4 protein-coding genes and 1 tRNA gene are annotated in these 3,680 nt (G+C 33.6%); 2 read left to right on the top strand and 3 right to left on the bottom strand.

Annotation, left to right across the window (positions count from 1 at the left end):
- Together ACJAZK_RS14895 and ACJAZK_RS14890 are read left to right on the top strand one after the other, a co-directional pair.
- Positions 1–162 (top strand): site-2 protease family protein (locus ACJAZK_RS14895; protein ID WP_415224725.1); only part of this gene is annotated, 162 nt, incomplete at its 5' end.
- Between the two features lie 179 nt (positions 163–341).
- Positions 342–415 (top strand) — tRNA-Asn (locus ACJAZK_RS14890).
- 141 nt (positions 416–556) lie between these two features.
- Here ACJAZK_RS14890 and ACJAZK_RS14885 read toward each other — a convergent pair.
- The 3 genes from ACJAZK_RS14885 to ACJAZK_RS14875 form a co-directional block, all read right to left on the bottom strand.
- On the bottom strand, positions 557–1,339 hold the full coding sequence (locus tag ACJAZK_RS14885) for an enoyl-CoA hydratase/isomerase family protein (protein ID WP_415224723.1): 783 nt from the start codon (positions 1,337–1,339) through the stop codon (positions 557–559).
- A gap of 137 nt (positions 1,340–1,476) precedes the next feature.
- Positions 1,477–2,931: a sensor histidine kinase gene (locus ACJAZK_RS14880; RefSeq protein ID WP_415224722.1), complete on the bottom strand. Its 1,455-nt coding sequence runs from the start codon at positions 2,929–2,931 to the stop codon at positions 1,477–1,479.
- A 166-nt stretch (positions 2,932–3,097) separates the two neighbouring features.
- The gene (locus tag ACJAZK_RS14875; protein WP_415224724.1) at positions 3,098–3,646 is read right to left on the bottom strand and encodes a CopD family protein; all 549 of its coding nucleotides are present in this window, start codon (positions 3,644–3,646) and stop codon (positions 3,098–3,100) included.
- Positions 3,647–3,680: the final 34 nt, after the last annotated feature.

The raw sequence follows: 3,680 nt of genomic DNA, 5'->3' as shown, positions 1-3,680 counted from the left end.
TTACCAATACCTGTTTTAGATGGTGGTCATGTGATGTTTTTATTATATGAAATGATCTCAGGTAAAGCGCCAAACGAGAAGTTTTTGGAGCGGGCTCAATTGGTGGGGTTCATTCTATTAATAGCCATGGTACTGTCTGCCAATATTAACGACTGGATTTAGAAAAAAATTAAATTATTTCTAAAAATAATGTTTATTATCAATAAATTAAAACATTGATTTACAGCGTGAAACTTAGATTTAAATTTTTATTTAAAAAAAAAAAAAATAAAATCTAAAAGACGTTTTGACAAACTTAAAAAATACTATATATTTGCGCTCGCTAACGCGATTAGTAACCTTCCTCTTTAGCTCAGTTGGTTAGAGCATCTGACTGTTAATCAGAGGGTCCTAAGTTCGAGTCTTAGAAGAGGAGCATACAAAGCCACTATGAAAATAGTGGCTTTTTTGTGTTTTATTGTTATTTAATGAACTACTGTATTCATATTCTCCCTTCGGAATTAGCAGAACGCATAACACGCAATAGATTACACATATTGAAAATAAACACCTTCAATTACTTCCCAGGAAACTCAGCCTTACGCTTCTCCAAAAAAGCAGTAGTGCCTTCCTTAAAATCTTCGGTACCAAAACACTTCCCAAATTGTTTGATTTCGGTATTGTACCCGTCAATACCATCTTTATAGTTAGCATTAATAGCTTTGATTGCGCCTTTAATAGCTACAGAAGAATTTCGCATTATTTTACCCGCAATTTTTTCGGCTAAAGCAATAAGCTCTTCTTGAGATGTTACATGGTTAACTAATCCATATTCTAGAGCTTTATTAGCATCAATCATTCCCGCAGTCATTACCATTTCCATAGCTCGCCCCTTACCTACTAACTGTGGTAATCGTTGTGTACCTCCATAACCAGGAATGACGCCAAGAGAAACCTCAGGAAGTCCCATTTTTGCATTAGTACTCGCGACTCTAAAATGACAGGCCATCGCTAACTCTAAACCACCTCCAAGTGCAAAACCATTTACCGCTGCAATAACTGGAGTTGATAAGTTTTCAATATAATCAAACAGCATCTTTTGACCTTCTGCTGCCAATTTCTCTGCATTTTTAATATCAAAATCTGCAAATTCACTAATATCTGCACCTGCTACAAATGCCTTTTCACCACTACCTGTGATAATAATTACTTTAGTGTCTTTATCCTTTCCAGCTGCTTTAAAAGCACTATGAAGCTCTCCAATAGTTGCTTTATTGAGCGCGTTAAGTTTATTTGGTCGATTCACCGTGATTGTAGTAATCCCGTTATTTGTAGTACTTAAAATAGTATCGTAATTCATCAAAAATTTATTTTCGTTCCCGAGAAATCGAGAATCTAGTTAATATATTGTTTAAAAACACATTTGTAAAATGTAGTGCTAATGCTATGGCTCTCTCTTAATGACTTAGAGAACCCCCTTCCTTAGCAGGACTATAATTATTTCTTCGGAAATGTAACGGTAAAAGTGGTTCCAACTCCTAATTGGGATGTAAAATTAATATTTCCTTTGTAAGTTTCAACAATGTTTTTTACCATGGCTAAGCCTAATCCCATTCCGCTAGTTTTAGTCGTAAATTTAGGTTCAAATATTTTAATTTTATTCTCTTCAGAAATTCCCACACCATTATCAGCCACCGTAACCTTAACAGTCTGGTCTTCGGAAATAACCTTAACTTCAATTCTTGGATTTTCCCTGTCATCAGGAATCGCCTGAATCCCATTTTTAACCAAATTAGTAACCACACGAATTAACTGTGTACGATCAAAATTTACCATGATTTCATCTTCTTCCGAAGAAAACACAATATAATCTTCACTAAAAATATCTAGACCTAACTTAACGATGTTGACTACATTTAGTGTCTCGTTTTGTTGCGCTGGCATTTTAGCAAAATTTGAAAATGCAGAGGCAATAGAACTCATTGTATCAATTTGCTGAATCAATGTCTGGCTATACTCATCTACTTTTTGATGAATATGTTCATCCTCAGGATCAAATTTTCTTTGAAAACTTTGAACGCTCAGTCGCATTGGTGTTAATGGATTTTTAATTTCATGTGCGACCTGCTTCGCCATCTCTCTCCAAGCTTGCTCTCTTTCGTTAGTGGCTAGCTTCACAGCACTTTCCTCAAGTTCATCAATCATACTGTTATAAGAGTTGACTAAAGTTGAAATCTCTTCACTTGAAGAGGAGATGTCTATTCTTTTATTTCGCTTTTCTAAACGCGTTTCATTGATTTTATCTGAAATAGTTTTGAGCGTTCTAGTAATATATTTTGACAACAACAGCGCTAATAGAATAGCAATTAATAGCATAAAAACATAGGCATAAGCCAAACGCTCTAAAAACTCATTAAGTTCTTTGTTTAGAAAATCATCATTCTCTAAATAGGGTAGATTTAATATTGCTAGCGGTTTAGATCTTATATCAAAAATATAAGTATATGAGGACTGAAACGTTTCGCCATTTTTTTCATTATTAACCACAAATCTATGATCTGCACTATTTGAAATTTCATTTAAAATATCAACATCAATGCAGCTCACAACAGAGTCTTTAGTAATACTAGCTTTTGATGATTTTAAAAGTGTCCCCTCTAAATCATATAAAAGGACTCGTAAACCATGAATAGCGTCAATACGATAAATTTCATCCTTAAAAATGAGCGGTACTTTCTCAGTTTCTACAGGATACGTTGTTTCTCTAATAACATAGTTAATGTCGCTAATTATAGCTGTTTCCTTTCGCTCTAATCGTTCTTTATGGTAATCTCTCGCCTCTTCATTGTATTGATAAATGGTCACAACTGCAATTAATACAGATGCAATAATCACCAACAATATCATGGCAAAGAAAATACGGACTCGTAAAGACAGTTTGTTTAACTTCATATAATTGCTCGTAAAAACGGGTACCTATTATTAAAATAAGTTTCAATACACATAACAATAATTAAACCAAAAGCATTTTGCGTGTTATCCAATTTAAAAAGCTAAAAACCCATTAACTAATAAGGGTGATAAACTCTGATATTTTCTACTTTAGAATTTGACAACATTACGCCTCTGGATTTTTACTTCTTATCTTTTTATAGATTTTAAACCCTAGCATGAGTAAAATACCTAAAATTATAATTCCGACAACACCAAATATCCAGTTAATGGCACTTTTTAGAATAACTAGAAACACCACTGCAAATAAAATAAAGGTAGCGCCTTCGTTCCAAAGACGCATAAAATTAGACGTTTTTCTAACGTCGTCGTTTTGCAATTGTTTATAATATTGATGTGTTTTTAAATGATACAAAATCAATAGGGCAACAAAAACTAACTTCACTTGCATCCATGATTGCTCTAACCATATAGGTTGTAGAACGATCAACCATATTGCAAAAAGAGTCGCTAAAATTGCTGATGGCCAAGTGATGATATTCCATAGGCGCTTTGTCATTAACTTTAGTTGCTTTCCTAAAATTTCCTTGTCTGGAGATGGTTTATAAAACGCCTCAATTTGATACACAAATAATCTTGGGATGTAAAATAAGCCAGCAAACCACGTCACGATAAAAATGAGGTGTAAAGCTTTTATATAGTTGTAATATTCCATTAATCTTCGACAAATAAATAATTCAACTGTTTCG

The organism is Psychroserpens sp., from assembly GCF_047633235.1.
GTDB lineage: Bacteria > Bacteroidota > Bacteroidia > Flavobacteriales > Flavobacteriaceae > Psychroserpens.
Note: the sequence above shows the minus strand (reverse complement) of the source record. Positions and strands in the feature narration are given on the sequence as shown.

Bases quoted from the DNA above. Each gene is read 5' to 3' on its own strand.
- ACJAZK_RS14875 (WP_415224724.1), bottom strand. From the start codon at position 3,646: ATGGAATATTACAACTATATAAAAGCTTTACACCTCATTTTTATCGTG.
- ACJAZK_RS14880 (WP_415224722.1), bottom strand. From the start codon at position 2,931: ATGAAGTTAAACAAACTGTCTTTACGAGTCCGTATTTTCTTTGCCATG.
- ACJAZK_RS14885 (WP_415224723.1), bottom strand. From the start codon at position 1,339: ATGAATTACGATACTATTTTAAGTACTACAAATAACGGGATTACTACA.